Source organism: Sorangium sp. KYC3313, assembly GCF_052075895.1.
Lineage (GTDB): Bacteria > Myxococcota_A > Polyangia > Polyangiales > Polyangiaceae > Sorangium > Sorangium cellulosum_B.
The window spans coordinates 2,429,574-2,454,386 of the sequence record NZ_CP197255.1; the positions used below are offsets into that span (position 1 = coordinate 2,429,574).

The following is a 24,813-nucleotide window of genomic DNA, read 5'->3' on the forward strand; positions in this document are numbered from 1 at the left end:
GATCGGCGTCTCCACGGCGCCGCGCGCGCGGTGCCTGTCCGCCGTTCCTTACGGGCCTGGGATTGCCGACGCAAAGGTGAACTTCCGCGGGCCACCGCGATCTGCCCGACCTCCGAGGCCCGCCTCGCGTCCTGGACCTCAGCGCCCGCCGCTTCCCGGGAGCCTCGGCGCCGCGCCCCCGGGGGCGCGCGGCGGCGCGCCGGGCGGCGCCGCGCCGCCCGCTGCCAGGCGCCGCATGCAGAGCTTCAGGCCCGCGCGGAGGTTTCCGACGGTCGCGATGCCCGACAGATCGAGCCCGAGGGAGACCATCGTCTGCGCCACGTTGGACCGGATGCCCGTGATGACCCCCTCGGCGCCCAGGAGCCGGATGGCGCGGATGAGCTCGACGAGATAACTCGCTGTCTTCGTGTCGACGACCTCGACGCCGGTGAGGTCCAGGATCGCGAAGCGCGCCCGCTTGTCCACGATGGCGGCCAGGAGGTCGTCCATCACGTCGGCGGCCCTCCTGCTGTCGACGACGCCCACCATCGGGAGGGTCAGCACGCTGTCCCAGACCTCGATGATCGGCGTCGACAGATCGCGGATCACCTGCTGCTGGCGCTCGATGAGGTCGAGCCGCGCCTTCAGCTCGGTTTCCCTGAGCAACGCCTCCGTGGCGTCGAGCGTGAAGCTGACCGCGCCGTTGCGCTCCCCGCGCTCGTCGGTCAGCGGGACGAGCCACGTCTCCCAGGCCATCCCGTACGCCTCGACGCGGGTGCGGACGAACTCGCCCCGGACCGCCCTTCGCATCGGCTCCATGTCCATCGGCGCGGGAGGCTCGTCGAACACGTTCAGTCCGACGAACTGGCCCGGCCTGAGGCCGAGGGACTGGAGCGTCTTGCCCTCGTGGAAGGTGGTGACTCCATCCCGATCCATCCGGGTCACGGCCGTATCCACGGTGCCGAGGATGGCCCGGAGGATCATGTCGCCCTCCTTGACCTTCTCGAAGGCCTCGACCTGCTCCGTGACGTCCTGCCCGAAGCAGAGCAGCCGGATCGGCTCGCCGCCGTCGTCGAGCACGGGTGCAACCCGCCACTCGCACACGACGGCGCGCCCGTCCTTGCGGGTATGGGTGCAGCGGCGCGGGGCGCTCTCCTGCCCGAGCGAACGCCCGAAGGTCCTGGCGTCCGCCTCGCTCACGATCATGTCCGTCAGGCGGCGGCCCACCGCTTCGTCAGCGGTATATCCAAAGATGCGTTCTGCCTCGCCGTTCCACTCGGCGACCACGAGCTCGTCGAGGTTCCCCGCGCACTCGATCACCGCGAAAGGCGCGCTGCGGACAGCCCTCATGTAGCTCGCGGCGAGGCCCGGGGAACCGGGAGCGGTCACGGTGCTCATCATCTTTCGTCCAAGGTAAACTGGGCCGGCTGTCGGTGTCGAGGACGACCGACCGGAGGCCGGCAGCGAGGACGAGGGGTAAGCCGAGCTTGTGAGATGAACTTCGTCGGGCCGCCCTGCGGGGTCGAGCCCTTCGAGGCAAGGCCCCTTTCCATCGGATGAGGTCGGGGACGAGGAGCCGCTCCACGTCCATCCATCCGTCCTCATCACGGAGCCAGCCTGGCGTGCTCATCCGTGAACGGTTACATTCAACAGGACGAGGAGGCGCTGCGACTACAATGAACGCGATCGACTACCGCACGGCTGATGCGACAGATCCCGTCGGAGAGGGGGCGAGGATCATTGGCCATGTCTGCAACGACATCGGCGGCTGGGGGCGTGGGTTCGTGGTCGCGCTCTCGAAGAAGTGGCCCGAACCCGAGTCGCAGTACCGCGCCTGGCATGCCCGGGGTGAAGCAGCTGGATTCAAGCTTGGTGAAATACAGGTTGTGAGCGTGAAAGGCGATCTCTCCGTCGCGAACATGATCGCCCAGCACGGCGTGCGCTCGCAGCACGGCGTTCCGCCGATCCGGTATGATGCGCTCGAGCGATGTCTCGCCATGCTCGCGGAGCACGCGCAGCGTGTCAGCGCATCGATCCATATGCCAAGGATCGGTTGCGGCCTGGCGGGCGGGGAGTGGCCAGAGGTCGAGGCGATTGTCCAGAGAACGCTCTGTGATGCCGGACTGTCCGTTCACGTTTACGACCTCTAGAGCGGCGGTCACCCGCTTCGGATACGGGCCCATCTCGACGTTTTCGGTGCTCAGCGCACAGGAGTGCGCTTCCGCGCCGAAAACGCCGATCTGGGCCCGTCTCCTGTGCGGGTGACCGCCGCTCTGCGACGCTCGTACCAGGCTCAGCTGAAAACCGCTCTAACACCACTGCGGGAAGTCGGCCGGGGAAGGGAACCGACAAGCCGCCAAGGGCGCCAAGAAAACCGGGGAATAGGGGGGGGATGCCCGGACGGCCCCCTCTCCCCTTGGCGTCCTTGGCGGCTTGGCGGTTTTTCTGCCGCTCCGGGGCAACTTCCCGGAGCAGTGCTAACGCGGGGAACGATGCCAAGCAGATGAAGCGCATACGCGCAGAAGACAGCCATGTGCAAGCTCTGATCCAGCCAGCACGACGACGCGCGCGCGGCTCGCGTCGCCCTCCGACAGCGAGGCGCAGCCGAGCAGATCGCCGCCTGGCCAGGCGCTCGCCGGGGCGCGGCGGTGGTACGCTTCGGCTCGATGAGCGCTCCCGCGAGCCCCGCACGCCTTTGCCTCCATCACGCTGCCTCGTCGTACTACTCCATGATCGCGCGCCTCGCGCTGGTCGAGCGCGGCGTCCCCTTCGAATCGGTGCGCGTCGACATCCACCGCAGGGCGCAGCAGCTCGCGCCGGATTACGCGCGCCTCAACCCGAACCTGACCGTGCCGACGCTGGAGGTCGACGGCCGCGTGCTCTCGCAGAGCCGCGACATCCTCCTGTTCGCGTTCGGCACGACCGAGGCCGCGCTCGACGACGCGACGCGGGGCTGGCTCGACCGCCACTACGCCTTCCCCATCGAGGAGCTCACGTTCGGGTGGCTGCTCTCGTGGAACCCGCTCGCGCGACCGGCCGTGCGAAGGACGCTCGCGGCGACGGAGAAGCGCCTGCGCCAGCTCGCGGCCGAGCACGCGGACCTCGCGGACGTCTACGCGCGGCGCGCCGAGGTGTTCGCCGGGCGCGTCAAGACGTTTGACCCGGGGGGCGTGGTGGCGATGTTCGGCGAGCGCAAGCGCGCGGCGTTCGAGCTCCTGGACGCGCTCGATGATGCGCTCGCGGATGGGCGCGAGTCGCTCGTCCCCGGCGGTCATGGGCCCGCGGACGTGGTGTGGACCGTGTTCCTCGCGCGAATGGGCTTCGTGCGCTTCGACGCCGAGATCGCCAGGCGAGCACACCTCGCCCGGTATGCGAAGGCCGTCAAGGCGCGGCCCAGCTTTCGCGAGGCGGACGTCTGGGACCGGCTGAGCCCGCTGAAGCTGATCAAACAGGTGCTCTGACGCCGCTCGTGCGCTGGTATATGACGTTGCTGCCCGCGATGTGCATGGCACAATGCGTTTTGGCGCCGAGCAGGCCGCTGCCGACCCACCATGCGGGCAGTCAGGGGCCAGCCTGCTCGTAGTGCATCCGTGCCTCGGGGGATCGCATGAAGACCCACAAGAAGGCAGATTTTCCGGTGGCGGACGTCCGGCGCTTCCTGGAGCTGGAGCCAATCGACGAATGGCCTTCGAGCTTTCGTGCCTGCCTTGGGGCCTGGCCGGATGAGATCGAGCGGCCGGCACAGGAGCCAGTCACGGGCATAGAGGATCCGTTCGAATGACGCTGCGTTACATGCTAGACACGGACGCCGTGAGCTTCGCTCTCCGCGGATTCGGTAGCGTTCCACGCGGTTGCTCGAGCATAAACGGTCTCAGCCGTCGTCGTGGACGATCGCCCAGCCGAACTCGGGTGCGAGCGCGCCGGTCGCGGCTTCCTGCGTGACGCCGAAGAGCCCTGCGACGAAGCGCAACGGGTGCTCCGTGCCGTCGCGCACATCGACGAACCTGACGGGGGCGCTGGAGATCGAGCTCGGGATCTGCAGGAGGCTCGGTCCCTCGGGGTTGAAACTCCAGTCCGTGCGCTTCTCCGCGGCGCGCAGCGCCTGCTCCCACCGGCTGAAATACGGGTTCGGCCCGAGGCGCTCGCCGTTCCGATCGAACGTCTTGAGGTAGGGAAAGAGGACGAGGATCCAGCCGGTCAGCTCGCTCGGCCCGGAGCCGCTCTGGTAGCGGAAGAGCGACGGACGAACCGCCCGCGCAGCGCTTCGGCGTTCAGCGCGACGTGGTGGGCGAACCCCTGCGCGAGGCAGAGCCACACGGCATCCGGCGACAGGACCCATCGGATGGTGAAGGTAAAACGCGTCGTGCGCCGCGTGCGCGAGCGCGTGGGCATCGGTCGCGGAGACCAGCGGCGCGTCGCTCGGCGAGAACGCCTCGATGCGCGCCACGGGAGGTCGCGGCCTGCCCCAGGGCATTCGCCGCTGCCCCGGCGCGGCGCGCTCACCCCCGCCGAGCAGGCTCGGGATGGCCTTGGCGCGATCGAGCACCTGCATGAGTTGTTGCGGCCGATCGACCTCGGACACGGCGAAGGTGATTGACATCGATGCATCCTACCCTGCCCATCGACGACACCTCCACGTCGAGACGCTCCCGCCGGATAGAGAGCTGAACCACCTCTTGCGATGTGCCGGCCAACCCGTCGACACGACCGAGAAATCAACGTCCCCATCGGGAATTCCCCTCAGGACGGCTCGGTAGAAGCCCTGTCCGCGCTCGCAAGAAAGTGGACCGCCCGGCGAAGGTTCTGCTAGGGGGGGTCTATCATGATCATCGCGCTCACCGGACAGAAAGGTGGGATCGGCAAGAGCACCACGGCCGTGAGCCTCGCCGTGGCCGCGCTGGCGAGCGGCCGGCGTGTGCTGCTCGTCGACGCCGATCCCCAGGGGACCGTCCGCACGTGGGGCGACGTGGCCGCCGAGGCGGGGCACGATACGCCGACCGTCATGGCCATGGGCGCCTCGATGCACAAGCCGGGACAGCTGCCGGAAGTCGCCGCCGCGTACGACCTCACCGTCATCGACTGCCCGCCGCGCCACGGCGAGATCGCGCGATCGGCGCTGATGGTCGCCGACATCGCCGTCTACCCCTGCGGCCCCACGGCCGCGGACGCCTGGGCCCTCACCGCCGCGATCGAGGTGTTCCGCGAGGCCGCCGCGCTGCGGAGCGCGCTCAAGGGCTGCATCCTCATCACACGCAAGCAAGGCCGCACGGCGCTCGGCAAATCGGCGCGCGCGGTGCTCGAGACGTCGGGCTTGCCGGTGCTCTCCACGGAGCTCGGCTATCGCATCGCCTACCAGGAGTCCCTCGCCTGCGGGCAAGGGGTGACGGGCTACGCGCCGCGGGACGCCGCGGCCAGAGAGATCACCCACCTTCTCGAAGAACTGGAGAAGCTTCACCATGGCCAAAAAGCAAGTCGCGGTCTCGCTACGAAAGCCGCCGTCGCCTGAAAAGGCCGACGCGTTCGTCGCGGGCGGCGAAGGCGGCAAAGCGGCGGTCGACGTCGTGAGGTCGAGGCCCGCCGCCGAACAGCGAGCGCACGACGGCGAGAAGCCCGTCGAGGCGCGGCAGGAGCGGGAGCGAGCGCAGGAGGCGCCGCAGGACCGAGCACCGGAGGCGCGGCCAGGCGCCGAGCCGCCCGCGGCGACGGCGCCGCAGGCAGCCAGCGCCGCCGCCGGGCCCCAGGCGCTCGCCACCACGTCGGAGCCGCACGCCGGCCCGCCGGTGCTGCTCGGCAACGACGGCCGCTCCCGGCGCGCGGTCACCGTCTACCTGCCCGATCCGCTCGCGGATCGGCTGCTGCTCCATTGCATCGAGAACGACCGCGACATGAGCAACCTGGTCGGCGAGGCGGTCGAGGTCCACCTCGACAAGCGCCTCGGGCCGGCGTCCGTCTCCGCGGCCTCGGCCGAGGCCGCCGCTCCCCGCGAGGCGCCGCCCCCGAGCGCGAGCTACCGCACCGAGCCGTTCCGTCCGGCGGACACCGGGCCGAAAGGGCGGGTCGGTCGCGTGGTCCAGGTCGGACGGGTGCTGATGACGCTCTGGCGTCAGCGGCCCCGGGCGAGCTGACCGACCAGCGCCCATCGACGCCGCCCCTATCGCACCTGGCTGGCGCGGCCGCCTCGCCGGGAGTTGACGTTCACGTCCTCCTCGCCAATGAGAACCTGGGAGACAATGGACGTCGAAGAAAAGCTCTTGAACATCCTCCTCGTCGAAGACGACGACGTCGATGTGATGAATGTCCGCCGCGCGTTCAAGCGGAACAACATCTCGAATCCCCTCTGGGTCGCCGGGAACGGCGTCGAGGCGCTCGAGATGCTGCGCAGCGGCGTCGTCCCGGCCGAGCGGCGCCTCATCCTGCTCGACCTGAACATGCCCAAGATGAACGGGATCGAGTTCCTGCGCGAGCTGCGGGCCGATCCAGAGCTCGGGGCCACGTCGGTCGTCGTGTTGACCACATCGAACGACGATCGCGACAAGGTGGGAGCCTACAACCTCAACGTGGCTGGCTATCTCCTCAAGCCGGTCACGTTCCTCAGCTTCGTCGAGCTCATGGCGGCGCTCAACAAGTACTGGAGACTCGTGGAGCTACCGTAGCGAAACGCATGCTGTGGAGTACGGCCCCCCAGGGCGGCCGATGGGATCGGGGGCGGCCGGGCGGCGTCCGGCTACTTGCTGCGCTTGACGACGCCGAGCGCCTTCTGCGCCGCCTTGACGGCCGCCTGCGCCTCCTTGCCGGAGGCGCCCGAGAGCGCCGACATGAGGGCTGTCGCGACCTCGCGCCGGCTGTGCGCGTGCACGTCCGCGAGCTTGAGGTAGAGCGGCGCCTTGTCGGCGAGATCGGCGTCGCCGCGCCGCGCCTCGATCCGCTCGACGAGGCAGGCCGCCACCGCGGTGTCGTCCATCTTCTTCAGCGCGTCGAGCGCCGCCGCGCGCTTCGCGAGCTCCGGCCGCGCCTCGATGAGGTCCACGAGCGGCGCGAGCGCCACGGGGCCGAACGCGCGGATCGCGTCCGCCACGATGCCGGGCTTGTACCCGTCGGCGTAGGCCGAGAGCAGCTCGCTCAGCCCGCGGACGTCGCCGAGGAAGCCGAGCGCGTACGCGGCGATCTTCGCCTCCCGCTCGTCGACGCCCCGGCTCGCCAGCATCCGCACGAAGGTCTCGACCATCTCGACGTCGCCGAGCTGCGCGAGCGCGTAGGCGGCCTCCTCGCGCACCTCGCGGGAGGCGTCGGCGTAGAACGCGCGGCGGAACGCCGGCAGCGCGGCGAGGTCGCCCAGCTCGGAGAGCGCCTTCAGCGCCACGAGCCGCTCCTCCTTGGTCGGCGCGGCGCCCAGCGTCTTCGCGAGCTCGTGCACGCGCCCGAGCCGCGCGGCGCGCCGCGCGCGCACCGCGTCGTTCCCCGGCCCGCCCGGCGGCGCCGCGTGCGTGAGCTGCGTGACGTCGATGACGTCGAGCGCGTCGCGGGCGAGCGCCCGCAGGCCGGCGTCCTTCGCGTGCTCCGCGACCTTGCCGAGCATCGCCGTGGCCTCGGCGCGGGCCGGGCCGCCGTGCAGCACGACCGCTTGCAGCACCCGCACCGCCGTCAGCTTCGCCACGCGGCCCGCCTTCACCGTGAGCGCCTTCTCCGCGGCGGCGATCGCCTCGGCCCCGAGCGGCGCGAACGTCCTCGCGATGGTCGGCGTCGCGGTGCCGTCCGCCCAGATCGGGAAGATGCTCGCCACGAGCTCGCTCGCCGGCAGCGACGCGTAGTAGCGCGCGTGGTGGACCGCGGCGACGTAGCGGTTCATCGCGCCCGCCGCGCGCCGCCGCGCCACCTCGTCCGGGGTGAGCGTCTCGTCGGGCCGCGCCACCGCGACGCTCTCGTAGGTCGGCACGCGCTCGGTCGAGGCGCGGTCGATCTGCGTCGCGCCGGCCAGGCGGACGAGCGCCATCTCGAGCACCTGGTAGAGCTTGATGAAGTCGTCGAGCCGATCGGCCGGCTCCGGCCGCTGCGGCAGCGCCTGGAGCAGCGCGGCCTGCTTCTCGAGGCGGAGGTCGCGCAGCCGCGCGGCCAGCGGATCGGTCGCGCGCGCGCTGAGCCCGGTCAGGCCCGTGACGAGCGCCTCGGCGAGCTCCTCGCGGACCTCGCCGAGCGCGATGGCCGCGGGCGACGCGCCCGCCTCGCGGGCGGCGGCGTTCCAGGCGGAGCCCTCGAGCGGCCCGCCCCGCGCCGCGAGGCCCTGATCGAGGACAGGGCGCAGCTCCAGGCCGAGCGGCCCCTCGACGACGGCGGCGAGCGGCCACAGCGTGGGCAGCGCGGCGTCGATGCCGACGTCCCCGAGCAGCGCGCGGAGCCGCGCGTCGCGGAGCGAGCCGGCGAGCCGCTCCTCGAGCGCCGGGTCGTCGGGCAGGTGGAGCGCCTCCCCCTTGTCGTCGACCGCCGCGAGCCGCGCGCCGCGCGCGAAGAGCGTGTCGGTGAGCACCGCCACGGGCACGAGGTCGGGCGCGAAGACGTCCTTGCGGTGCTCCTGGAGCGCCGCGAGCGCCGCGCCGACGTCGGGCAGCGCCCGCGCGAGCACGGCCTCGAGGGCGGCGGCGTCGAGCGGGCGCTTGTCGCCGAGATCGCTGAAGTCGACGCGGAGCGGCGGGTAGCCCGGGTAGGTCGTCGCCCGCGCCCCGGCGAGCACCTCGCCGGCGAAGCTCCGCTTCGGGTCGGTCCGCTTCGCCAGGAACACCGGGAGGATCTGCTTCTCGCTGACGTGGCGGCCCGACTCGAGATCGATGAAGCGGCTCTCCCGGATGACGAAATCGTCGCTCGTCGTCCGCGTCGAGAAGGCGTACTCGATGAGCGTGAGGCCCTCCGCGGGCTTCCTGTCGGACGCCTTCCACGTCTTGCCGACGAGCTCCTCGACGTGGCGGTCGTCGAGCGGCTCGCCCGCGAGGTGCTTCTCCAGCTTGCGGGCGGTGAGCAGGAGGTCGGCCATCACGTTCGCGTAGGCGACAGCCGGCAGCGCGCCGCGGGGGGCGCCCCGGGCCTGCCGGCCCCCCGCGGCCTGCCTGCGGAGCAGCGCGGCGAGGTCGAGCGTCCGTGCCGAGAGGCGCCGGAGGCGGTTCTCCCGGAGCGCCTCGGCGAGCTTCTCCATCTGCTCGATGCGGTCGCCCCCGATCGTCGCGACGCCGGACACGCCGAGCTCGCGCACGAGCGTGCCGACCTGCTCGACGCCGGACTTCATCATGGCCTGCGCGTTCGCGCTGCCCTTCTTCACGCTCTTGCGCGCGGTGTCCCCGCCCGGCGCGCCGGGCGGCGGCGCCTCGCTCACGGCGAACGACTCGGGCGCGCGCGCCCACGCGACGAGCAGCGCCGCCGCGTGCTTGCAGAACGCGGTGCTGAAGGTCCGCGCCGGGCAGGAGCAGCGCCCCTTGAACGCGGGCGCCGGCGCGTCGCTGTAGACGAGCGACACCTTGTAAGGCGAGGCCCCCGAGCCCCTGGCGTCGCAGAACAGCTTGTTCTCGTAGCGCGCGAGGTTGAGGAGCTGCCCGCCGTCGTAGAGCAGCGTGCCCTTCTTGAGCTCTCCCGCGTCCTGGATGAACGCCCGGAGCTCGCCGGCCCCGATGCGCTTCACGTCGCCCGGAGCCGCGCTCACGGCGCCTCCGCGGGCGAGCGCGCCGGGCGCGGCGCCGTGGGGATCTCGTCGTTCGGGAGCAGCGGATGGGCGGCCGGCATCGGCCTGGAAGGCTATCACGGGCGGCGGGCGCGGGAGCTCCTCGCCACCTCCGCCCGCCTCCGCCCGATCGGGGCATCAAGCCATCAGGCCACCTGTGCGCCGGCGCTGGCGCGCCCCGCCGCGGCCTCGTCGAGGCGCGGGTAGTCGATGTAGCCGCGCGGGCCCTCGGAGTAGAAGGTCGCGACGTCGGGCGCGTTGAGCGGCGCGCGGCGCGACAGGCGCTCCGGAAGATCGGGGTTGGCCAGGAAGGGCGCGCCGAAGGAGACGAGATCCGCCGCGCCGGTCCGCAGCGCTTCCTCCGCGGTCTCCAGCGTGTAGCCGCCGTTCACGACGAGGGCGCCGCGGAACCGCTCGCGGAGGAGGGGCGTCACCCGCGCCGCGGCGTCGAGCGCCTGCCCCGAGAGCGGCTCCACGACGTGCAGGTAGACGACCTTGCGCGCCGAGAGCTCGGCGGCGACGTGGCCGAAGAGCGCCCTCGGATCGGAGTCGCTCATGTCGTTGAAGTCGGCCAGCGGCGAGACCCGCACGCCGACCCGGTCGGCGCCGAACACCCCGGTCACGGCCTCGGTGATCTCGAGCAGGAACCGCGCCCGGTTCTCGACCGAGCCGCCGTACCGATCCGTCCGCTGGTTCACGCCGTCCCGGAGGAACTGGTCGATGAGGTAGCCGTTCGCCGCGTGGAGCTCGACGCCATCGAAGCCGGCGGCCTTGGCCCGGCGCGCGCCGTCCTCGAACCGCGCGACGACGCCGGCGATCTCGCCCGTCTCCAGGGCGCGCGGGGTGGTGTACGGCTGCGGGCCCTCGGGCGTGTGCGCGTGGCCCTTGCGGATGGCGATGGCGGAGGACGAGACGGGCGCCTGCCGGTTCGGCTGGAACGAGGTGTGCGACGCCCGCCCGACGTGCCAGAGCTGAAGGAAGCCGCGCCCCCCCGCCCGGTGGATCGCGTCCGTCACGAGCCGCCACCCGGCGACCTGCGCGTCCGTGTGGATGCCGGGTGTGCGGAGATATCCCACGCCCTCCGGGGTGACCTGCGTCGCCTCGGTGATGATGAGGCCCGCAGAGGAGCGCTGCTCGTAGTACCGCGCGTTGAGCTCGGTCGGCACGTTGCCCTCGCCGGCGCGGCAGCGCGTCAGCGGCGCCATCACGAGGCGGTTCGGCAGCGAGAGGGGGCCGAGCGCGAAGGGGCTGAAGAGCAGGTCTTTGGCGGTGGTCACGATCGATGCTCCTTGCAAAGAAGATGTAGCTTCCGAAAGGGAAGTGGCATCCGTTCGGCGAGCATCATGAATCTGCACTGCACGATGTCAAGTCACTTCCCTTTTGGAAGTGGATAGGTCATTCTGATGTCTGGGACGACACATGAAGCACGCGTGCCAGCACCTCTGCGAGAAGTTTCAGGTCGCGATGGACGTGCTCGCGAAGCCCTGGAACGGGCTCATCATTGCGACGCTCGAGGAAGGGGCGCTGCGCTTCGGCGAGATCGGCGAGCGGCTCGACGCCATCAGCGATCGGATGCTCTCCAGCCGGCTGAAGGAGCTCGAGGCGCTGGGCCTCGTGGTGCGGCGCGTCCTGCCGGGGCCCCCCGTGCGCGTGGAGTACGAGCTGACCGACGCCGGCCGGGGATTCGGCGAGGTGGCGCAGGCGATCTCGCGGTGGGGAGAGCGGCTCGCGGTGAGCGCGGCGCGCGGCGGGGGGGCGAAGCGCGCCGCGCGGGCGGCACGAGCGGCACCGGCGGCGAAGCGCGCGCGGGCGTCATCCACGTCATCCACGCAGCGTCCGTAGCGTCCACGCAGGTCGCGTGACGGATGCCACGAAGGAGTCCGCCTGGTCCTGAGCAACGCTCAGGCAATACCTGACGCCGAGCGCTCGTGTGGCGAGGTCGCGAGATGAGCTCCTGTGTCGCGCTCGAGGTTGCGCTTGCCGCTCAGGTGGAATGGTGATGTAATTCGAGGGCTTCGCATCTCGGTGGCTGTCAATGCGGGGTGCAGATTCGTGGGATACGAGCTCAGCCGTTAGGCAGGCGAGTGAGGCGTACGAAAGTACGCGGCGACGAGCCGAACGACGCGGATGAGCCCGCCAGATACCCGAACACGAAGATGCATCCCGTTATAACGCGAAGCGTCAAAACGAGAGCGTCCCCTGGGGGATCGCGGTGGATCGCCGTATGGTACTGCATCACCAGCGCCGACCGGGGGGGATGAGGCTCGCGCACCAGTTCTGGTTGTCTCTCGTCCTCCCCATCGCGATGGCCATCCTGCTGTATGGCATCTTCGCGTCGGCGCACCGCAAGCAGGTCCTGCGGGAGGAGGCCACGGCGGAGCTCCGCAGCTACGCCACCCTGCTTCAGGCGTTCGTCGAGAGCGCGCTGCAGCGCAGGGACGTCGCGCTCGTCCGGCGGAGGGCAGAGGACTTCGCGAGCGCCGAGCGCATCCTTGGCATCGCCGCGTTCACCAGCGAAGGTGAGGCGATCTTCATCACGAAGGGAGTCGAGCGCGAAGCGGAGCGCCTCGAGCAGCTGGCGCGCCAGGCGTTCCGTGAAGGCGGCGACATCGAGGAGGCCGCCAGCCTGGCCGGGCAATCCGTGCTGCTCCGCACGGTCTCCATCCGGCCGAGCAGCGCCAATCAGCCCCTGGTCGCCGTCCTGGTGCGCGATCGCAACTACGTCGAGGTGCTGGAGAGGACGTTGAACCACGGCCTCGCGGTGACCGGCGTCGTGCTGCTGCTGATCAGCGCGGTCGTCGCCGGGCTCGTCGGGCGCTTCACGGTCGCGCTCCCGGCGCGGGCCATCCTCGCCGGGGCCGAGCGCGTCGCGAGCGGCGACCTGGACGCGGCCGTGCCCGAGCGCGGCGCGGAGGAGCTCTCTCGCCTGGCGAGCGCCTTCAACACGATGACCTGCTCTCTCCGCGAGGCGCGGGAGCGCGCCATGCGGGAGGAGGCGGCGCGCGTGAACGGGGAGCGCAAGCTGCAGCAGGCGCAGGCGCTCGCCGCCGCGGGGCAGGTGGCGACCTCGCTCGGCCACGAGATCGGATCTCCGCTGAACGTGATCCATGGCCGCGCGCGCCGCGCGGCCGACCTGCCCGGCTGCCCGGAGCACCTGCGCGCCGAGCTGGAGACCATCGCCCGGCAATCCGAGCGGATCACGCGCGTCGTCTCTCGCCTCGTCTCCCTCGCTCGGCCGCCGAGACCGCAGCAGGCGGACAGCGATCTCCGGCGCGTCATCGACGATGTGATCGCCTTCGTGGGCCCGGAGTGCAGGAGGCGCGGCATCGAGCCGAGCGTCGTGTGCGAGGGCGCCGCGAGGGCGCGCGTCGCCCTCGACTCCGATCGTCTGTTTCAGGTCGTGTTCAATCTGTGCTTGAACGCCGTCGAGGCCCAGTCCCGCGGCGGTGAGCTCGAGGTGCGCGTCCTGCCCGAGTGCGATGGTCCAGCGGGCTCTGCCGTCGTGTGCTTCGAGGTCGCCGACGCGGGGCCGGGGATCCCCGGCGAGGATCTACACCGGATCTTCGACCCGTTCTTCACGACGAAGGCGGCCGGCGGCGGCAGCGGGCTCGGGCTCGCGATCGTCCGTGGGATCGTCGAGGAAGCCGGCGGTTCGGTGGAGGCCGCCGCCTCGTCGACAGGCGGGGCGCGCTTCCGTGTCATGCTACCCGCGATCGTGTCCGGTTCACCGGCGAGCGTGGAAGCGAGCTCAGAGGAGAGCTCGGAGTCGAGTAGAGGGGCCAGTCGAGGGGGTAGAGAGGAAGGGCAGAAAGCATGAGTCTCAGCTCACCGAGCGTGTTGGTTGTCGAAGACGACGATGATCTCGGCCGGTTCGTCGTTGACATCGCCAAGGACCACGGCTACCAAGCGACGCACGTGGCCGATGCGATGTCGGGCCTCGGTCTGCTGCCGTCGGGGGGCTTCGATCTGCTGATCACCGACATCCGCATGCCGGGGATGGATGGCATCGAGCTGATCGCGCGGGCCAAGGAGCGCGACCCGTCGCTGGCGATCATCGCGATCACCGCGTTCGGCTCCGTCGAGACCGGGATGCGCGCCCTCCGCGTCGGCGCCTCCGACTACCTCTCCAAACCTTTCCGCTCCGATGAGCTAAGCTCTCGCATGCGACGCGCGCTCGAGCGCCGCGCTCGCGATATCGAGCATGCTCGTCTCCAGCGGCAGGTCGCAGAGGTCTTGCGCCGCGGCAAGTCGTGAAGCGGAGGTACTCCAGGGTCTCGTGACGCCGCGCTCCCCGGCGTGGACGAGGCCCGGACACCTGCAATGGGAACAAGCACTCCAGGCGCGCTATCGTCGTCAGGAAGGTGGTCATGCAATCGAACAACATCGCGGCGACCTCGAAGGACAAGCACGGGAGCGGAGCGAGCAAGAAGAAGCCGCCGCCCCGCAAGCGCGGCGCCAACGGGAGCCACCTGGATGTGCGGGAGATGCAGCTCCAGGCGGTGCTGGAGGTGCTCAAGGCGGTGAAGGCCGGCAACTTCTCCGCGCGCGTCGGCATCGGCGAGGTGCCTGGGACGATCGGTCAGATCGCCGACGAGGTGAACGACGTCGTCCAGCAGCTGCAGACCGTCGGCTCGGAGATCACGCGCGTGGCGCGCGAGGTAGGCACCGAGGGCAAGCTGGGCGCGCAGGCGGAGGTGCAGGGCGTCAGCGGGACGTGGAAGGACCTCACGGACAACGTGAATGTCCTCGCGGGCAACCTGACGAACCAGGTGCGCAACATCGCGGTCGTGACGACGGCGGTGGCGAACGGCGACCTGTCGAAGCAGATCACGGTCGAGGCGAAGGGGGAGATCCTCGAGCTGAAGAACACCATCAACAAGATGGTGGAGCAGCTGCGCGCGTTCGCGTCGGAGGTGACGCGCGTGGCGCGCGAGGTAGGCACCGAGGGCAAGCTGGGCGCGCAGGCGGAGGTGCGCGGCGTCAGCGGGACGTGGAAGGACCTCACGGACAACGTGAATGTCCTCGCGGGCAACCTGACGAACCAGGTGCGCAACATCGCGGTCGTGACGACGGCGGTGGCGAACGGCGACCTGTCGAAGCAGATCACGGTCGAGGCGAAGGGGGAGATCCTCGAGCTGAAGAACACCATCAACAAGATGGTGGAGCAGCTGCGCGCGTTCGCGTCGGAGGTGACGCGCGTGGCGCGCGAGGTAGGCACCGAGGGCAAGCTGGGCGCGCAGGCGGAGGTGCGCGGCGTCAGCGGGACGTGGAAGGACCTCACGGACAACGTGAATGTCCTCGCGGGCAACCTGACGAACCAGGTGCGCAACATCGCGGTCGTGACGACGGCGGTGGCGAACGGCGACCTGTCGAAGCAGATCACGGTCGAGGCGAAGGGGGAGATCCTCGAGCTGAAGAACACCATCAACAAGATGGTGGAGCAGCTCCGGACGTTCGCCGCGGAGGTGACGCGCGTCGCGCGCGAGGTGGGCACGGACGGCAAGCTCGGCGGCCAGGCGCAGGTGCCGGGCGTCGCCGGCACGTGGAAGGACCTCACCGACAACGTGAACCAGCTCGCCGGCAACTTGACGAACCAGGTGCGCAACATCGCCCTCGTCACGACGGCCGTCGCCAAGGGCGATCTCTCTCAGAAGATCACCGCCGAGGCGAAGGGGGAGATCCTCGAGCTGAAGGACACCATCAACAAGATGGTGGAGCAGCTGCGCGCGTTCGCGTCGGAGGTGACGCGCGTGGCGCGCGAGGTGGGCACGGAGGGCAAGCTGGGCGCGCAGGCGGAGGTGCGCGGCGTCAGCGGGACGTGGAAGGACCTCACGGACAACGTGAATGTCCTCGCGGGCAACCTGACGAACCAGGTGCGCAACATCGCCCTCGTCACGAAGGCGGTCGCGAGCGGCGACCTGTCCCAGAAGATCGCGGTCGAGGCGAAGGGGGAGATCCTCGAGCTGAAGGACACCATCAACAAGATGGTCGATCAGCTGCGCGCGTTCGCCGCGGAGGTGACGCGCGTGGCGCGCGAGGTGGGCACGGACGGCAAGCTCGGCGGCCAGGCGCAGGTGCCGGGCGTCGCCGGCACGTGGAAGGACCTCACCGACAACGTGAACCAGCTCGCCGGCAACCTGACGAACCAGGTGCGCAACATCGCCCTCGTCACGAAGGCGGTCGCGAGCGGCGACCTGTCCCAGAAGATCACGGTCGAGGCGAAGGGGGAGATCCTCGAGCTGAAGGACACCATCAACAAGATGGTCGATCAGCTGCGCGCGTTCGCCGCGGAGGTGACGCGCGTGGCGCGCGAGGTGGGCACCGAGGGCAAGCTCGGCGGCCAGGCGCAGGTGCCCGGGGTCTCCGGCACGTGGAAGGACCTGACGGAGAACGTCAACGTCATGGCCTCGAACCTCACCTCGCAGGTGCGCGGCATCGCCAAGGTCGTGACCGCGGTCGCGAACGGCGATCTCCGCCAGAAGCTCGCCCTGGAGGCCAAGGGCGAGATCGCGTCGCTGGCGGACACCATCAACGACATGACCTACACGCTCCGCGTGTTCGCCGAGCAGGTGACCACGGTCGCGCGCGAGGTCGGTATCGAGGGCAAGCTCGGCGGCCAGGCCAAGGTGCCCGGCGCGGCCGGCACGTGGAGGGACCTCACCGACAACGTGAACCAGCTCGCGGGCAACCTCACCACGCAGGTGCGCGCCATCGCCGAGGTCGCGACCGCCGTGACGAAGGGCGACCTCACGCGGGCCATCTCGGTCGAGGCGCAGGGCGAGGTCCTCCAGCTGAAGGACAACATCAACCAGATGATCTCGAACCTGCGGGACACGACGCGCGCCAACCAGGAGCAGGACTGGCTGAAGACGAACCTGGCGCGCTTCTCCGGGATGATGGCCGGGCAGCGGACGATCGAGGCGCTCTCTCGCCTCATCATGTCCGAGGTGACGCCGCTCGTCTCGGCGCAGCACGGGGCCTTCTATGTGCTCGAGTCCGAGGAGAAGTACCCGGCGCTCAAGCTCACGTCGAGCTACGCGTTCCAGAAGCGCAAGGGCATCTCCAACCGGTTCGCGCTGGGCGAGGGGCTCGTCGGGCAGTGCGGCCTGGAGAAGAAGAGCATCGTCGTCACGGATCTCCCGGACGACTACATCCGGGTGAGCTCGGGCCTCGGCGACGCGCCGCCGCGCAACATCTGCGTGCTGCCGGTGCTCTTCGAGGGCGGCCTCAAGGCGGTCATCGAGCTGGCGAGCTTCCAGAACTTCACGCCCATCCACCTCACGTTCCTCGAGCAGCTCACGCAGTCGATCGGCGTCGTGTTCAACATGATCGGCGCCAGCATGAGGACGGAGGAGCTGCTCCAGGAGCTCCAGAGGTCCAACACCGAGCTCGGCTCGCGCTCGCAGGAGCTGGAGGAGAAGGCGTCGGAGCTCGAGATCAAGAACCGCGAGATCGCGCGCGCCAGCGCCTCCCTCGAGGAGAAGGCGAGGGAGCTGTCGCGCACCTCGAAGTACAAGTCCGAGTTCCTCGCGAACATGTCGCACGAGCTGCGCACGCCGCTGAACAGCCTGCTCATCCTCGCCAGGATCCTCGCGGACAACGAGGAGCACACGCTCACGCCGAAGCAGGTCGAGTACGCGAAGACGATCGCCGCGGCGGGGCAGGACCTCCTGCAGCTCATCAACGAGATCCTCGACCTCTCGAAGATCGAGGCCGGCAAGATCGACGTGAAGACCCAGCGGGTGCTGCTCTCCGAGCTGGCCGAGTACGTCGAGCGGAGCTTCCGGCAGATCGCCGAGCAGAAGGAGCTCGAGTTCTGGGTGCGGGTCGCGACCGGCGTCCCCGCGGGGATCATGACGGATCTGCAGCGGCTCCAGCAGATCCTGAAGAACCTGCTGTCCAACGCGTTCAAGTTCACGTCGTCCGGGCGGATCTCGCTCGAGATCGAGGTGGCCAGCAAGGCGCTCACGTTCAAGCGAGAGACGCTCGTCAAGGCGAAGACCGTCCTGGCGTTCGCCGTCACCGACACGGGGATCGGCATCCCGACAGAGAAGCAGACGCTCATCTTCGACGCGTTCCAGCAGGCGGACGCGTCGACGAGCCGCACCTACGGCGGCACGGGGCTCGGCCTGACGATCAGCCGGGAGCTGGCCAGCCTGCTCGGCGGGGAGATCTCGCTGAACAGCACGCCCGGGCTCGGCAGCAAGTTCACCCTGTACCTGCCGGCGGAGCGGACGGAGCCGAAGGCGACGAGGCCGGCGCGCGCCGAGCTGCCCGAGCCGGTCGCGCCGCTCCTCACGAACGGCGCCTCCTCGGTCGCGCTCGCCGGGCGCAGCGTGCTTGTCATCGACGATGACGCGCGCAACGTCTTCGCCATCACGAGCCTGCTCGAGCGGCGCGGGGCGCACGTCGTCCTGGCCGAGAACGCGAGGCACGGTATCGAGATCCTGCGCGAGGCCGATGCGGCCATCGATGTCGTCCTCATGGACATCATGATGCCCGAGCTCGACGGCTACGAGGCGACGCGGGAGATCCGGAGCGATCCTCGCTTCAACGAGCTGCCGATCATCGCGGTGACGGCCAAGGCGATGCCGGAAGATCGACAGAAGTGCCTGGACGCCGGCCTGAACGATTTCGTGGCCAAGCCGGTGGACGAGGGGCGGCTGATGTCGACCATCCTGCACTGGGTGCGGCCGGATTGAGCCGCGGAGCCGCACCGTGTCCACCCCGCCCGCGACGACCAGCATTCTCCTTGTCGACGATCAGCCGGAGAACCTGACAGCGCTCAGGGCGATCCTGGCTGACGAGAGCTACCGCCTCGTGACCGCCGCGAGCGGCAAGGACGCGCTCCTCAGGATCCTGTCCGAGGACTTCGCGGTCATCCTGCTCGACGTGCGGCTGCCCGACATCGACGGCTTCGAGGTCGCCTCGCTCGTGAAGCAGCGGGAGCGGTCGCGCCACACGCCGATCATCTTCCTGACGGCGGCGATGGACGATCTCGCGGCCATTTACAGGGCGTACGCCGTGGGCGGCGTCGACTACCTCCTGAAGCCGCTCGAGCCGGAGATCGTCCAGGCGAAGGTCGCCGTGTTCGTCGAGCTCCACCGGCGCGGCGAGCAGATCAAGGAGCAGGCGGAGCTCCTGCGCCAGGCCGAGCAGCGGCGGCGCGACGCCGAGGTCGAGGACCTCCGGCGCGCCGCGCAGGCGAGGTACCAGAACCTGGCCGACGCCATCCCGCAGTGCGTCTTCACGGCGAAGCTCGACGGCGGCATCGATTACGTGAGCTCGCGCTGGCTGGAGTACACGGGGCTCGCGTTCGAGGCGCTCCGCGGCTGGGGCTGGCAGGCCGCCGTGCACCCGAACGATCTGAACCAGTTCGTCAGCAAGTGGCGGCGCTGCCTGGAGTCGGGTGAGCCCTTTCAGGGCGAATGTCGCCTCAGGTCGATTCACGGCGCTTACCGCTGGCACCTGTGCCAGGCGGTCCCGGAGCGGGACGTCTGGAAGCGGGTGGTCGCCTGGCTCGGCAGCTTCACGGACATCGACGACAGCAAGCGCCACGAGCAGGAGCGCCTGCACCTCCTGACGCGCGAGCGGGCGGCCCGCGCAGAGGCCGAGGCCGCGGTGCGTCGCTCGGAGATCCTCGCGGAGGCCTCGAGCTCGTTCTCGGCGTCGCTCGACGAGGACAGCGTCGTGGCGGCCCTCGTGCGCATCGCCGCGGAGCGCATCTGCACCTGGTGCGTGCTCGATCTGCGGGAGGAGGGCGGCGCGCGCCGGCTCGCGGCCGCGCACAGGGCCCGCGACGCGGCGCGGTTCATGGCGCGGTTCGGCCCGCGGGAGCTCGCCTTGACCGCGGACGGCGTCGGCGCGGTGCTCACGACCGGCCGCCCCGACCTGCGCGTCGAGTGCGCTCCGCGCGACGTGGCCGTGGCGCTCGACATCGGCAATCCCGCCGTGATCCAGGAGATCGGCGCCAGCAGCTACCTGTGCGTGCCGCTCGTCACGCGCGGCGAGGTGCTCGGCGCGCTCAGCATGGTGTGGGTCGAGCCGGGCGAGCGCTTCGAGCCGCCGGACTTCGCGGTCGCCCTCGACGTCGCGCAGCGCGCGGCGCTCTGCCTCGAGAACGCCCGGCTGCTGCAGATGACGCGCGAAGCCGTGCAGATCCGCGAGGACTTCGTGGCGGTCGCCTCGCACGAGCTGAGGACGCCGCTCAGCGCGCTGGTGCTCCAGGTCCAGGGCCTCACCCGCGCCCTCCACCGCGCGGACGGCGGGATGTCGGCGGAGCAGGTGCTGGCGAAGCTCTCCCAGGCCGGCGGGCAGATCGACCGGCTCACGCGGCTCATCGACACGCTGCTCGACGTGGCGCGCATCAACAGCGGCCACCTCGAGCTCAGCCTCGATGACGTGGATCTGTGCGACGTGGCGCGCGACGTGGCAGGCCGCCTCGAGGCCGAGCTGGAGCGCGCCGGCTGTACGCTCGATCTGGACATCCCGGTGACCGCGGTCGGCCGGTGGGACCGCTTGCGCATCGATCAGGTGATCACGAACCTGCTCATGAACGCCATCAAATACGGGCGGGGCAAGCCGATCCAGGTGCGCATCTCGGTGGATGGGCGCTCTGCGGTGCTCCAGGTGGCAGATCAGGGCATCGGTATCGCTCAGGAGTACATCGCCCGGATCTTCGGGCGCTTCGAGCGGGCGGCGCCCACCAGCTCGTATGGCGGGCTGGGCGTCGGCCTGTACATCGTGGACCAGATCCTGAAGGCCCACGGTGGCAGCATCCAGGTGGAGAGCGCCCCGGGCATGGGGGCGAGGTTCCAGGTGGCGTTGCCGCTCCCGCCCCGAGCGGCTGGTCCGTCCGGGCCCCTGGGCGAGCGCCCTGGATCATCGTTGACCGGTCCCGCTGGCTGAGAGGCGCTCTCCCGAGCTCACCTGGCGCCCGCGAGCCAGGGAGGCGGTCGCGCTGCGCCACCGTTGCAACCGGTGGTTTCAACCGTGAAAGGCGCCTCACGGTCCCCCTGGGAAAAGAGGCGATGCCGGCATCCGTCCATCGTTGGCCTGCATCGTGCAACAAGCTCGTGACAGAGCGCCCGGTGCGACACCCGGGGGCAGTCCCTCGCCGAGCACCACGGAGACACGGAGGCACGGAGCGAACCCAGACCCGTGCCTCCGTGCCTCCGTGGTGCCCGCGTGCATCCGCCGTGAGAGGCGGAAGGCGAGTGGATCTCCCGGGTGGACAAGTTCACGTCCGGACGGGCGCTCAGGGCTCGTGATCTCCGCACTGCGACGCTGCGTAAAAGATCAAAACGGTTTATAGGTGATGAGCCCTCGCTGAGCGACGTGATCAGTCCGCCACACACATCGGTAGTTCAAGTGAAACTTTCTATCAGCCTAGTTGGCCCCTCGATCAGCGCCGCGAACAGCGCGGGTCCCCTCCTGGTCAAGACACCCTCTCTCGAAGAGGTGGTTCGGGCGGCCGGGGCCCGCCGTCGGGTCTCTGCGACCGCTGCCCGGGGCGCCACGTCCCGGAAGCGCGCCGCCGCCCGGCGGACGGACGAGCGCTCGGCGAAGGTGACCCGCCGCGCGCGGTGACAGGGCCGGCGCGGGGCGTCGCGGACGCTCTCGCTGACGCCGGCGGTGTCGAGAGAGCACGCCGCCCCCGCTCTGCGGCGCGAGGGGCCACGGAGGCACAGACGACGCAGAGGAAGGAAAAGAACCTCTGTGTCCTCTGTGCCTCCGTGGTCTTCGTGCCCTCGCCGGGCGCTCAGCGCGCCTCGGCGTCGAGCAGCGGGCCGAGGTCCTGACCTCGCATGAGCCGCTCTACGACCTTGACGAGGAGCTTCGGGGTGCAGCCGAAGCACGGGGTCCCGAGGGCGGCGAGCTTCTGCGCCATGTCGTGGTCGTACGAGGGTTTGCCGCTGTCGGACAGCGCGAGCAGGCAGATCGACTTCACCTTGCTGTCGGCGAGCTGGCGCATGCGGGCGAGGAGCTCCTCGGCGTTGCCGCCCTCGAACAGGTCGGTGATCAGGATGAACAGCGTCTTCTCGGGGCGCTCGATGAAGTTCGCCTGGGCGTAGGCCACGGCGCGGTTGATGTCGGTGCCGCCGCCGAGCTGCGCCGTGAACAGCACGTCGACCGGATCGACGAGCATCGGAGTCACGTCGACGACCTCGGTGTCGAAGAAGAGGAGCCGAGTGCGGAGGACGTCGAGGGACGCGAAGATCGCGGCCATGATGGAGCTGTAGACGACGCTCTCGCCCATGGAGCCGGACTGGTCGACGAGGATCGCGACGTCCCACTCGTGTCTCCGCGTCTGGTTCGCCCAGAAATAGAGCTTGTCGGGGACGAGGCGGCGCCGTTCCGCGTCCCACCCTCGGAGGTTCTTGCGGATGGTGCGCTTCCAGTCGAGGTTCCTGAGGACGCGGAGCGGGCTCGTCGTGTTCCGCCGCAGGGCGCCGAGGACGGCGGTGCGGATCTCGGACTCCAGCGCGCGCCGCACCTCCTCGACGACCTCGCGCACGATCTGCCGGGCGGTCTCCCGGGCGGCGTCGGGGATGAGGCCCTTCGCGCTCATGAGGGTGGCGACGAGCTCGACGTTCTTCTCGAGGAAGGGCAGCGTCTCGGGCTCGAAGAGGAGCTGCGTCAGCCCCCGCTTCTCGATGGCGTCCTTCTGGACGAGCGCGACGATGTCGTGGCTGAAGAACTCGCGCACCGCGGAGAGCCACTCGGGGACGTACGGCCGCGAGCCGCCGAGGTTGCCGGCGCGCTCGTCGTAGATGAACGAGAGGGCCTTGTCGAGGTCGCCGAGCCGCCGCGGGTCGACGTGAAGAGCGGACGCTCCGCCGCCGAGCCCCCCGAGCGAGAGCCGAGGATCGACGCGCTCTGCCTCCGGCCCGAGCGCGAGCCGCCAGCGCAGGAGGGCGTCGCGGTCGCCGTCGGTGAGGTCATCCGTCGCGCCGGCGAGGGGAGGCGGAGGGGCTTGCTTGGGGGTGCGGGCGCTCATCGCTGTGGGGGTGTCGGAGGGATCGCGAGCTCTCCAGAGAGCCTGTCTGGCGGGAGCCCGATGAGCCGCCGAGCGGCCGCAAGCGCCGCGCGCGCGCCGCACAGCGGCAGGATAGGGGGCGTGGCCGCCCGGCACAAGGAGGACGGCGCGGCGGAGCGGCCAGGCTCCGCCGGCGCGGCGGGGCTACGCCTTCGGAGCCCCGACGGTGAACTCCCAGACGAACTTCCCCTTTCCTTGCTTCTCGTCCGGCGGGGTGAGGACGAGCCCGTCGATCGACTTCACGACGCAGCTCGCGACATCGTCCGACGCGGTGGTGCCGGCGGGGTCGACGGCGACGTTCGTGATGCGGCCGCTGTCCTCGAGCACCGTGAAAGCGACGGTGACCTTGCCCTGCGCGCGGGGGTTCCGCTCGAGCTCCGCGTCATAACACGCGCTGATCTCGTCGCGCCTCGTCTCGAGCAGCGCGGCCGTATCGTCGCGGTACATCTCGGCGTTCCGCACGGCGAAGGAGCAACCCGCGGACGCGAGCGCCAGGACCATCATGGTGAGACCCGAAAACAACTGCTTCATGCTCGTCTCCTTGCGAGGAGCGCCGCTCGCGGGCGGCCTCGGATCAGCCTTCATTTCCCGGCTTCCACGGTCTTCTGCGCGGTGTCCTGCTCGACGATGTTGAACTCGACGCGACGGTTCTTCTCGCGCCCCTCGGGCGTGTCGTTGTCCGCGATGGGCTTCGATACGCCGAAGCCCTTGGCGGTGAGCATGCCGGCGGCGATCCCGTGGTCGACGAGGTACTTCATCACGGCCTTGGCGCGGCGGTCCGAGAGCTTCAGGTTGTGATCGTCCGACCCCTCGGCGCTCGCGTGACCCTCGATGGCGATCTTCTTGATGTGCGTGTGCTTCTTGATCGTGCCGACGACCTCGTCCAGCAAGCTGTGGGACTCCGTCCGGATCGTCGCCTGGTCGTACTCGAACTGGATCTTCTCGTTGATGACGATCTTGTCGTCCGTCACGACCACGCGCTCCGGCGGGGGCGCGGGCGGCGGGGGCGGCGCGGGCGGCCGGCCCACGACGGCGAGCGCCTTCCCTCCTTCGAACGTGGTGACGCCGCCGCAGGCGATCGGGCCCACGCCCATCACCGTGAGCGCGGCGCCGGCGACCCAGGGCCCGAGGCCCGTGGCTCGCCGTGCGACGAGCCAGCGGCGGGGGCTCGGGCGGCTCGTCACATTTCGTTTATCGTCGATATCATTCATGATCGCGTCTCCATGGCCCGCTGTCACGGGCCCAGACCACCGGGGCGCTCTGCCTCGCCCCTCGATGAGACCGCGGGGACCGGCAGGCCGGAGCGCGTCGCGCGCAGGAACTCTGCGAGCGACGTGAGCGCGTGGAGATCGCCGGGCGCGAGGGCGCTCGCCGCCGCGTAGAGCCGCTGGCGAGCCGAGTCGGCGGCGTGAGATCTCCTCGGCTCAGCGCTTTCGCCGGGCCACGCATGCTCGAACGAAGCCGGTATCAGGCCGCGGGTGTGAAACCATGCGAGGATGGTGGCACGGATTTGCGCGAGCCGGAAGACGCGCCAGCGCCGGAGCTGCTCCGGCCTGCCAGAGAGCACGGCCTTGAACCGCCGAAACGATCCGCGCCCCTGGAGGCACTGCAGGAGCAGCAGCTGGAGCTCGAGGTCGTCGACCGTCGGGATGAACGCCTGCAGCCATCGGTACTGCTCCGGCGCGCCGATGGCATCGACGCGCACGCAGCCCGGATCCGCCTCGACGCGCGCGCGCGTGTCCGGGTCGGCGAGCCCGTCGACCAGCCGGATCACCGCGCCTGTCTCGAGGTGAAGGAAATAGCGGATGTGCTGAGCGTTGTTGTCGAAGGCGTTCGCGAGGGCGTTCCAGTCGACAGGGATGCTCCGGTTCGCAGCGGCGGACTCCGGCGTGATGGTGCTCATCTGCGCGACCGGCCCGCAGGCAGCTCGCATGCCAGTCACGCAGGAGGCGCGCGGCCGCGCGGCGCGCCTGGGAGCATGGTTTTCGCCGGCCGCTGCGGGTGTCGCGTTGTGCAACAGGCCGGCGAGGAGCGGAGTCGCGCCCCCTGGGAGGCCGCGGCGCGCGCTCGACCGGGCGCGGCTGGGCGCTGCTGC

The 24,813-nt window shown here is 70.2% G+C and carries 20 protein-coding genes; 11 read left to right on the forward strand and 9 right to left on the reverse strand.

Going from position 1 to position 24,813, the window contains the following annotated elements; all coding sequences use genetic code 11:
• Window positions 1-138 precede the first annotated feature (138 nt).
• On the reverse strand, window positions 139-1,377 hold the full coding sequence (locus ACSRUE_RS09550; RefSeq protein ID WP_441293071.1) for a PAS domain S-box protein: 1,239 nt from the start codon (window positions 1,375-1,377) through the stop codon (window positions 139-141).
• 278 nt (window positions 1,378-1,655) lie between these two features.
• Between ACSRUE_RS09550 and ACSRUE_RS09555 the strand changes: the two genes are divergently transcribed.
• From ACSRUE_RS09555 to ACSRUE_RS09565, 3 genes are all read left to right on the forward strand, one after another.
• Complete coding sequence (locus ACSRUE_RS09555) at window positions 1,656-2,129, forward strand: macro domain-containing protein (protein WP_441290722.1); 474 nt, start codon at window positions 1,656-1,658, stop codon at window positions 2,127-2,129.
• 516 nt (window positions 2,130-2,645) lie between these two features.
• Window positions 2,646-3,440 carry a glutathione S-transferase family protein gene (locus ACSRUE_RS09560; RefSeq protein ID WP_441290723.1) on the forward strand — a complete coding sequence of 265 codons (795 nt, stop codon included), beginning with the start codon at window positions 2,646-2,648 and terminating at the stop codon, window positions 3,438-3,440.
• A 146-nt stretch (window positions 3,441-3,586) separates the two neighbouring features.
• A complete protein-coding gene (locus tag ACSRUE_RS09565; RefSeq protein WP_441290724.1) occupies window positions 3,587-3,760 on the forward strand; it encodes a hypothetical protein in 174 nt (57 codons plus the stop codon).
• A 90-nt stretch (window positions 3,761-3,850) separates the two neighbouring features.
• Here ACSRUE_RS09565 and ACSRUE_RS09570 read toward each other — a convergent pair whose 3' ends face one another.
• Both ACSRUE_RS09570 and ACSRUE_RS09575 read right to left on the reverse strand, forming a co-directional pair.
• Entirely contained in the window at window positions 3,851-4,294 is a 444-nt protein-coding gene (locus ACSRUE_RS09570) for a DUF4419 domain-containing protein (RefSeq protein ID WP_441290725.1), read from the reverse strand.
• Window positions 4,177-4,707, reverse strand: coding sequence for a DUF4419 domain-containing protein (locus tag ACSRUE_RS09575; RefSeq protein WP_441290726.1), 531 nt, complete (start codon window positions 4,705-4,707; stop codon window positions 4,177-4,179). The genes ACSRUE_RS09570 and ACSRUE_RS09575 overlap by 118 nt, the downstream gene beginning before the upstream one ends.
• A gap of 94 nt (window positions 4,708-4,801) precedes the next feature.
• On the opposite strand from ACSRUE_RS09575, the gene parA reads away from it, so the two are divergent.
• The 3 genes from parA to ACSRUE_RS09590 all read left to right on the forward strand — a co-directional run bounded on the left by parA (window position 4,802) and on the right by ACSRUE_RS09590 (window position 6,632).
• Entirely contained in the window at window positions 4,802-5,485 is a 684-nt protein-coding gene (parA, locus tag ACSRUE_RS09580; protein ID WP_437763787.1) for a ParA family partition ATPase, read from the forward strand.
• Window positions 5,436-6,104 carry a hypothetical protein gene (locus tag ACSRUE_RS09585; protein ID WP_441290727.1) on the forward strand — a complete coding sequence of 223 codons (669 nt, stop codon included), beginning with the start codon at window positions 5,436-5,438 and terminating at the stop codon, window positions 6,102-6,104. Before parA ends, ACSRUE_RS09585 begins: the two co-directional genes overlap by 50 nt.
• A gap of 105 nt (window positions 6,105-6,209) precedes the next feature.
• Window positions 6,210-6,632, forward strand: coding sequence for a response regulator (locus ACSRUE_RS09590; protein ID WP_012240421.1), 423 nt, complete (start codon window positions 6,210-6,212; stop codon window positions 6,630-6,632).
• Between the two features lie 71 nt (window positions 6,633-6,703).
• Here ACSRUE_RS09590 and ACSRUE_RS09595 read toward each other — a convergent pair whose 3' ends face one another.
• Window positions 6,704-9,661, reverse strand: a complete 2,958-nt coding sequence (locus ACSRUE_RS09595) for a HEAT repeat domain-containing protein (RefSeq protein WP_441290728.1) — start codon at window positions 9,659-9,661, stop codon at window positions 6,704-6,706.
• A 164-nt stretch (window positions 9,662-9,825) separates the two neighbouring features.
• Window positions 9,826-10,956 (reverse strand): alkene reductase, encoded by a 1,131-nt coding sequence (locus ACSRUE_RS09600; RefSeq protein ID WP_441290729.1) that lies wholly within the window; start codon window positions 10,954-10,956, stop codon window positions 9,826-9,828.
• Window positions 10,957-11,098: 142 nt separating this feature from the next.
• Between ACSRUE_RS09600 and ACSRUE_RS09605 the strand changes: the two genes are divergently transcribed.
• The 5 genes from ACSRUE_RS09605 (at window position 11,099) to ACSRUE_RS09625 (ending at window position 20,587) form a co-directional block, all read left to right on the forward strand.
• On the forward strand, window positions 11,099-11,521 hold the full coding sequence (locus ACSRUE_RS09605) for a winged helix-turn-helix transcriptional regulator (protein ID WP_441290730.1): 423 nt from the start codon (window positions 11,099-11,101) through the stop codon (window positions 11,519-11,521).
• A gap of 382 nt (window positions 11,522-11,903) precedes the next feature.
• Window positions 11,904-13,496: an ATP-binding protein gene (locus tag ACSRUE_RS09610; protein ID WP_441290731.1), complete on the forward strand. Its 1,593-nt coding sequence runs from the start codon at window positions 11,904-11,906 to the stop codon at window positions 13,494-13,496.
• The gene (locus ACSRUE_RS09615; RefSeq protein ID WP_441290732.1) at window positions 13,493-13,933 is read left to right on the forward strand and encodes a response regulator; all 441 of its coding nucleotides are present in this window, start codon (window positions 13,493-13,495) and stop codon (window positions 13,931-13,933) included. The genes ACSRUE_RS09610 and ACSRUE_RS09615 overlap by 4 nt, the downstream gene beginning before the upstream one ends.
• 113 nt (window positions 13,934-14,046) lie before the next feature.
• Complete coding sequence (locus tag ACSRUE_RS09620) at window positions 14,047-18,381, forward strand: HAMP domain-containing protein (protein ID WP_441290733.1); 4,335 nt, start codon at window positions 14,047-14,049, stop codon at window positions 18,379-18,381.
• 16 nt (window positions 18,382-18,397) lie between these two features.
• Window positions 18,398-20,587 (forward strand): ATP-binding protein, encoded by a 2,190-nt coding sequence (locus ACSRUE_RS09625; RefSeq protein ID WP_441290734.1) that lies wholly within the window; start codon window positions 18,398-18,400, stop codon window positions 20,585-20,587.
• 853 nt (window positions 20,588-21,440) lie between these two features.
• Here ACSRUE_RS09625 and ACSRUE_RS09630 read toward each other — a convergent pair.
• The 4 genes from ACSRUE_RS09630 to ACSRUE_RS09645 form a co-directional block, all read right to left on the reverse strand.
• Window positions 21,441-22,679, reverse strand: coding sequence for a VWA domain-containing protein (locus ACSRUE_RS09630; RefSeq protein ID WP_437763796.1), 1,239 nt, complete (start codon window positions 22,677-22,679; stop codon window positions 21,441-21,443).
• A gap of 183 nt (window positions 22,680-22,862) precedes the next feature.
• A complete protein-coding gene (locus ACSRUE_RS09635; RefSeq protein ID WP_441290735.1) occupies window positions 22,863-23,249 on the reverse strand; it encodes an AgmX/PglI C-terminal domain-containing protein in 387 nt (128 codons plus the stop codon).
• A 50-nt stretch (window positions 23,250-23,299) separates the two neighbouring features.
• Complete coding sequence (locus tag ACSRUE_RS09640) at window positions 23,300-23,929, reverse strand: OmpA family protein (protein ID WP_441290736.1); 630 nt, start codon at window positions 23,927-23,929, stop codon at window positions 23,300-23,302.
• 23 nt (window positions 23,930-23,952) lie between these two features.
• Window positions 23,953-24,651, reverse strand: coding sequence for a UPF0158 family protein (locus tag ACSRUE_RS09645; protein ID WP_441290737.1), 699 nt, complete (start codon window positions 24,649-24,651; stop codon window positions 23,953-23,955).
• Between the last annotated feature and the right edge of the window lie 162 nt (window positions 24,652-24,813).

Bases quoted from the DNA above. Each gene is read 5' to 3' on its own strand.
- ACSRUE_RS09585 (WP_441290727.1), top strand. From the start codon at position 5,436: ATGGCCAAAAAGCAAGTCGCGGTCTCGCTACGAAAGCCGCCGTCGCCT.
- ACSRUE_RS09605 (WP_441290730.1), top strand. From the start codon at position 11,099: ATGAAGCACGCGTGCCAGCACCTCTGCGAGAAGTTTCAGGTCGCGATG.
- ACSRUE_RS09615 (WP_441290732.1), top strand. From the start codon at position 13,493: ATGAGTCTCAGCTCACCGAGCGTGTTGGTTGTCGAAGACGACGATGAT.
- ACSRUE_RS09620 (WP_441290733.1), top strand. From the start codon at position 14,047: ATGCAATCGAACAACATCGCGGCGACCTCGAAGGACAAGCACGGGAGC.
- ACSRUE_RS09645 (WP_441290737.1), bottom strand. From the start codon at position 24,651: ATGCGAGCTGCCTGCGGGCCGGTCGCGCAGATGAGCACCATCACGCCG.
- ACSRUE_RS09550 (WP_441293071.1), bottom strand. From the start codon at position 1,377: ATGAGCACCGTGACCGCTCCCGGTTCCCCGGGCCTCGCCGCGAGCTAC.
- ACSRUE_RS09575 (WP_441290726.1), bottom strand. From the start codon at position 4,707: ATGGGGACGTTGATTTCTCGGTCGTGTCGACGGGTTGGCCGGCACATC.
- ACSRUE_RS09565 (WP_441290724.1), top strand. From the start codon at position 3,587: ATGAAGACCCACAAGAAGGCAGATTTTCCGGTGGCGGACGTCCGGCGC.
- ACSRUE_RS09635 (WP_441290735.1), bottom strand. From the start codon at position 23,249: ATGAAGCAGTTGTTTTCGGGTCTCACCATGATGGTCCTGGCGCTCGCG.
- parA (WP_437763787.1), top strand. From the start codon at position 4,802: ATGATCATCGCGCTCACCGGACAGAAAGGTGGGATCGGCAAGAGCACC.
- ACSRUE_RS09640 (WP_441290736.1), bottom strand. From the start codon at position 23,929: ATGAATGATATCGACGATAAACGAAATGTGACGAGCCGCCCGAGCCCC.
- ACSRUE_RS09630 (WP_437763796.1), bottom strand. From the start codon at position 22,679: ATGAGCGCCCGCACCCCCAAGCAAGCCCCTCCGCCTCCCCTCGCCGGC.
- ACSRUE_RS09560 (WP_441290723.1), top strand. From the start codon at position 2,646: ATGAGCGCTCCCGCGAGCCCCGCACGCCTTTGCCTCCATCACGCTGCC.
- ACSRUE_RS09610 (WP_441290731.1), top strand. From the start codon at position 11,904: ATGGTACTGCATCACCAGCGCCGACCGGGGGGGATGAGGCTCGCGCAC.
- ACSRUE_RS09555 (WP_441290722.1), top strand. From the start codon at position 1,656: ATGAACGCGATCGACTACCGCACGGCTGATGCGACAGATCCCGTCGGA.
- ACSRUE_RS09590 (WP_012240421.1), top strand. From the start codon at position 6,210: ATGGACGTCGAAGAAAAGCTCTTGAACATCCTCCTCGTCGAAGACGAC.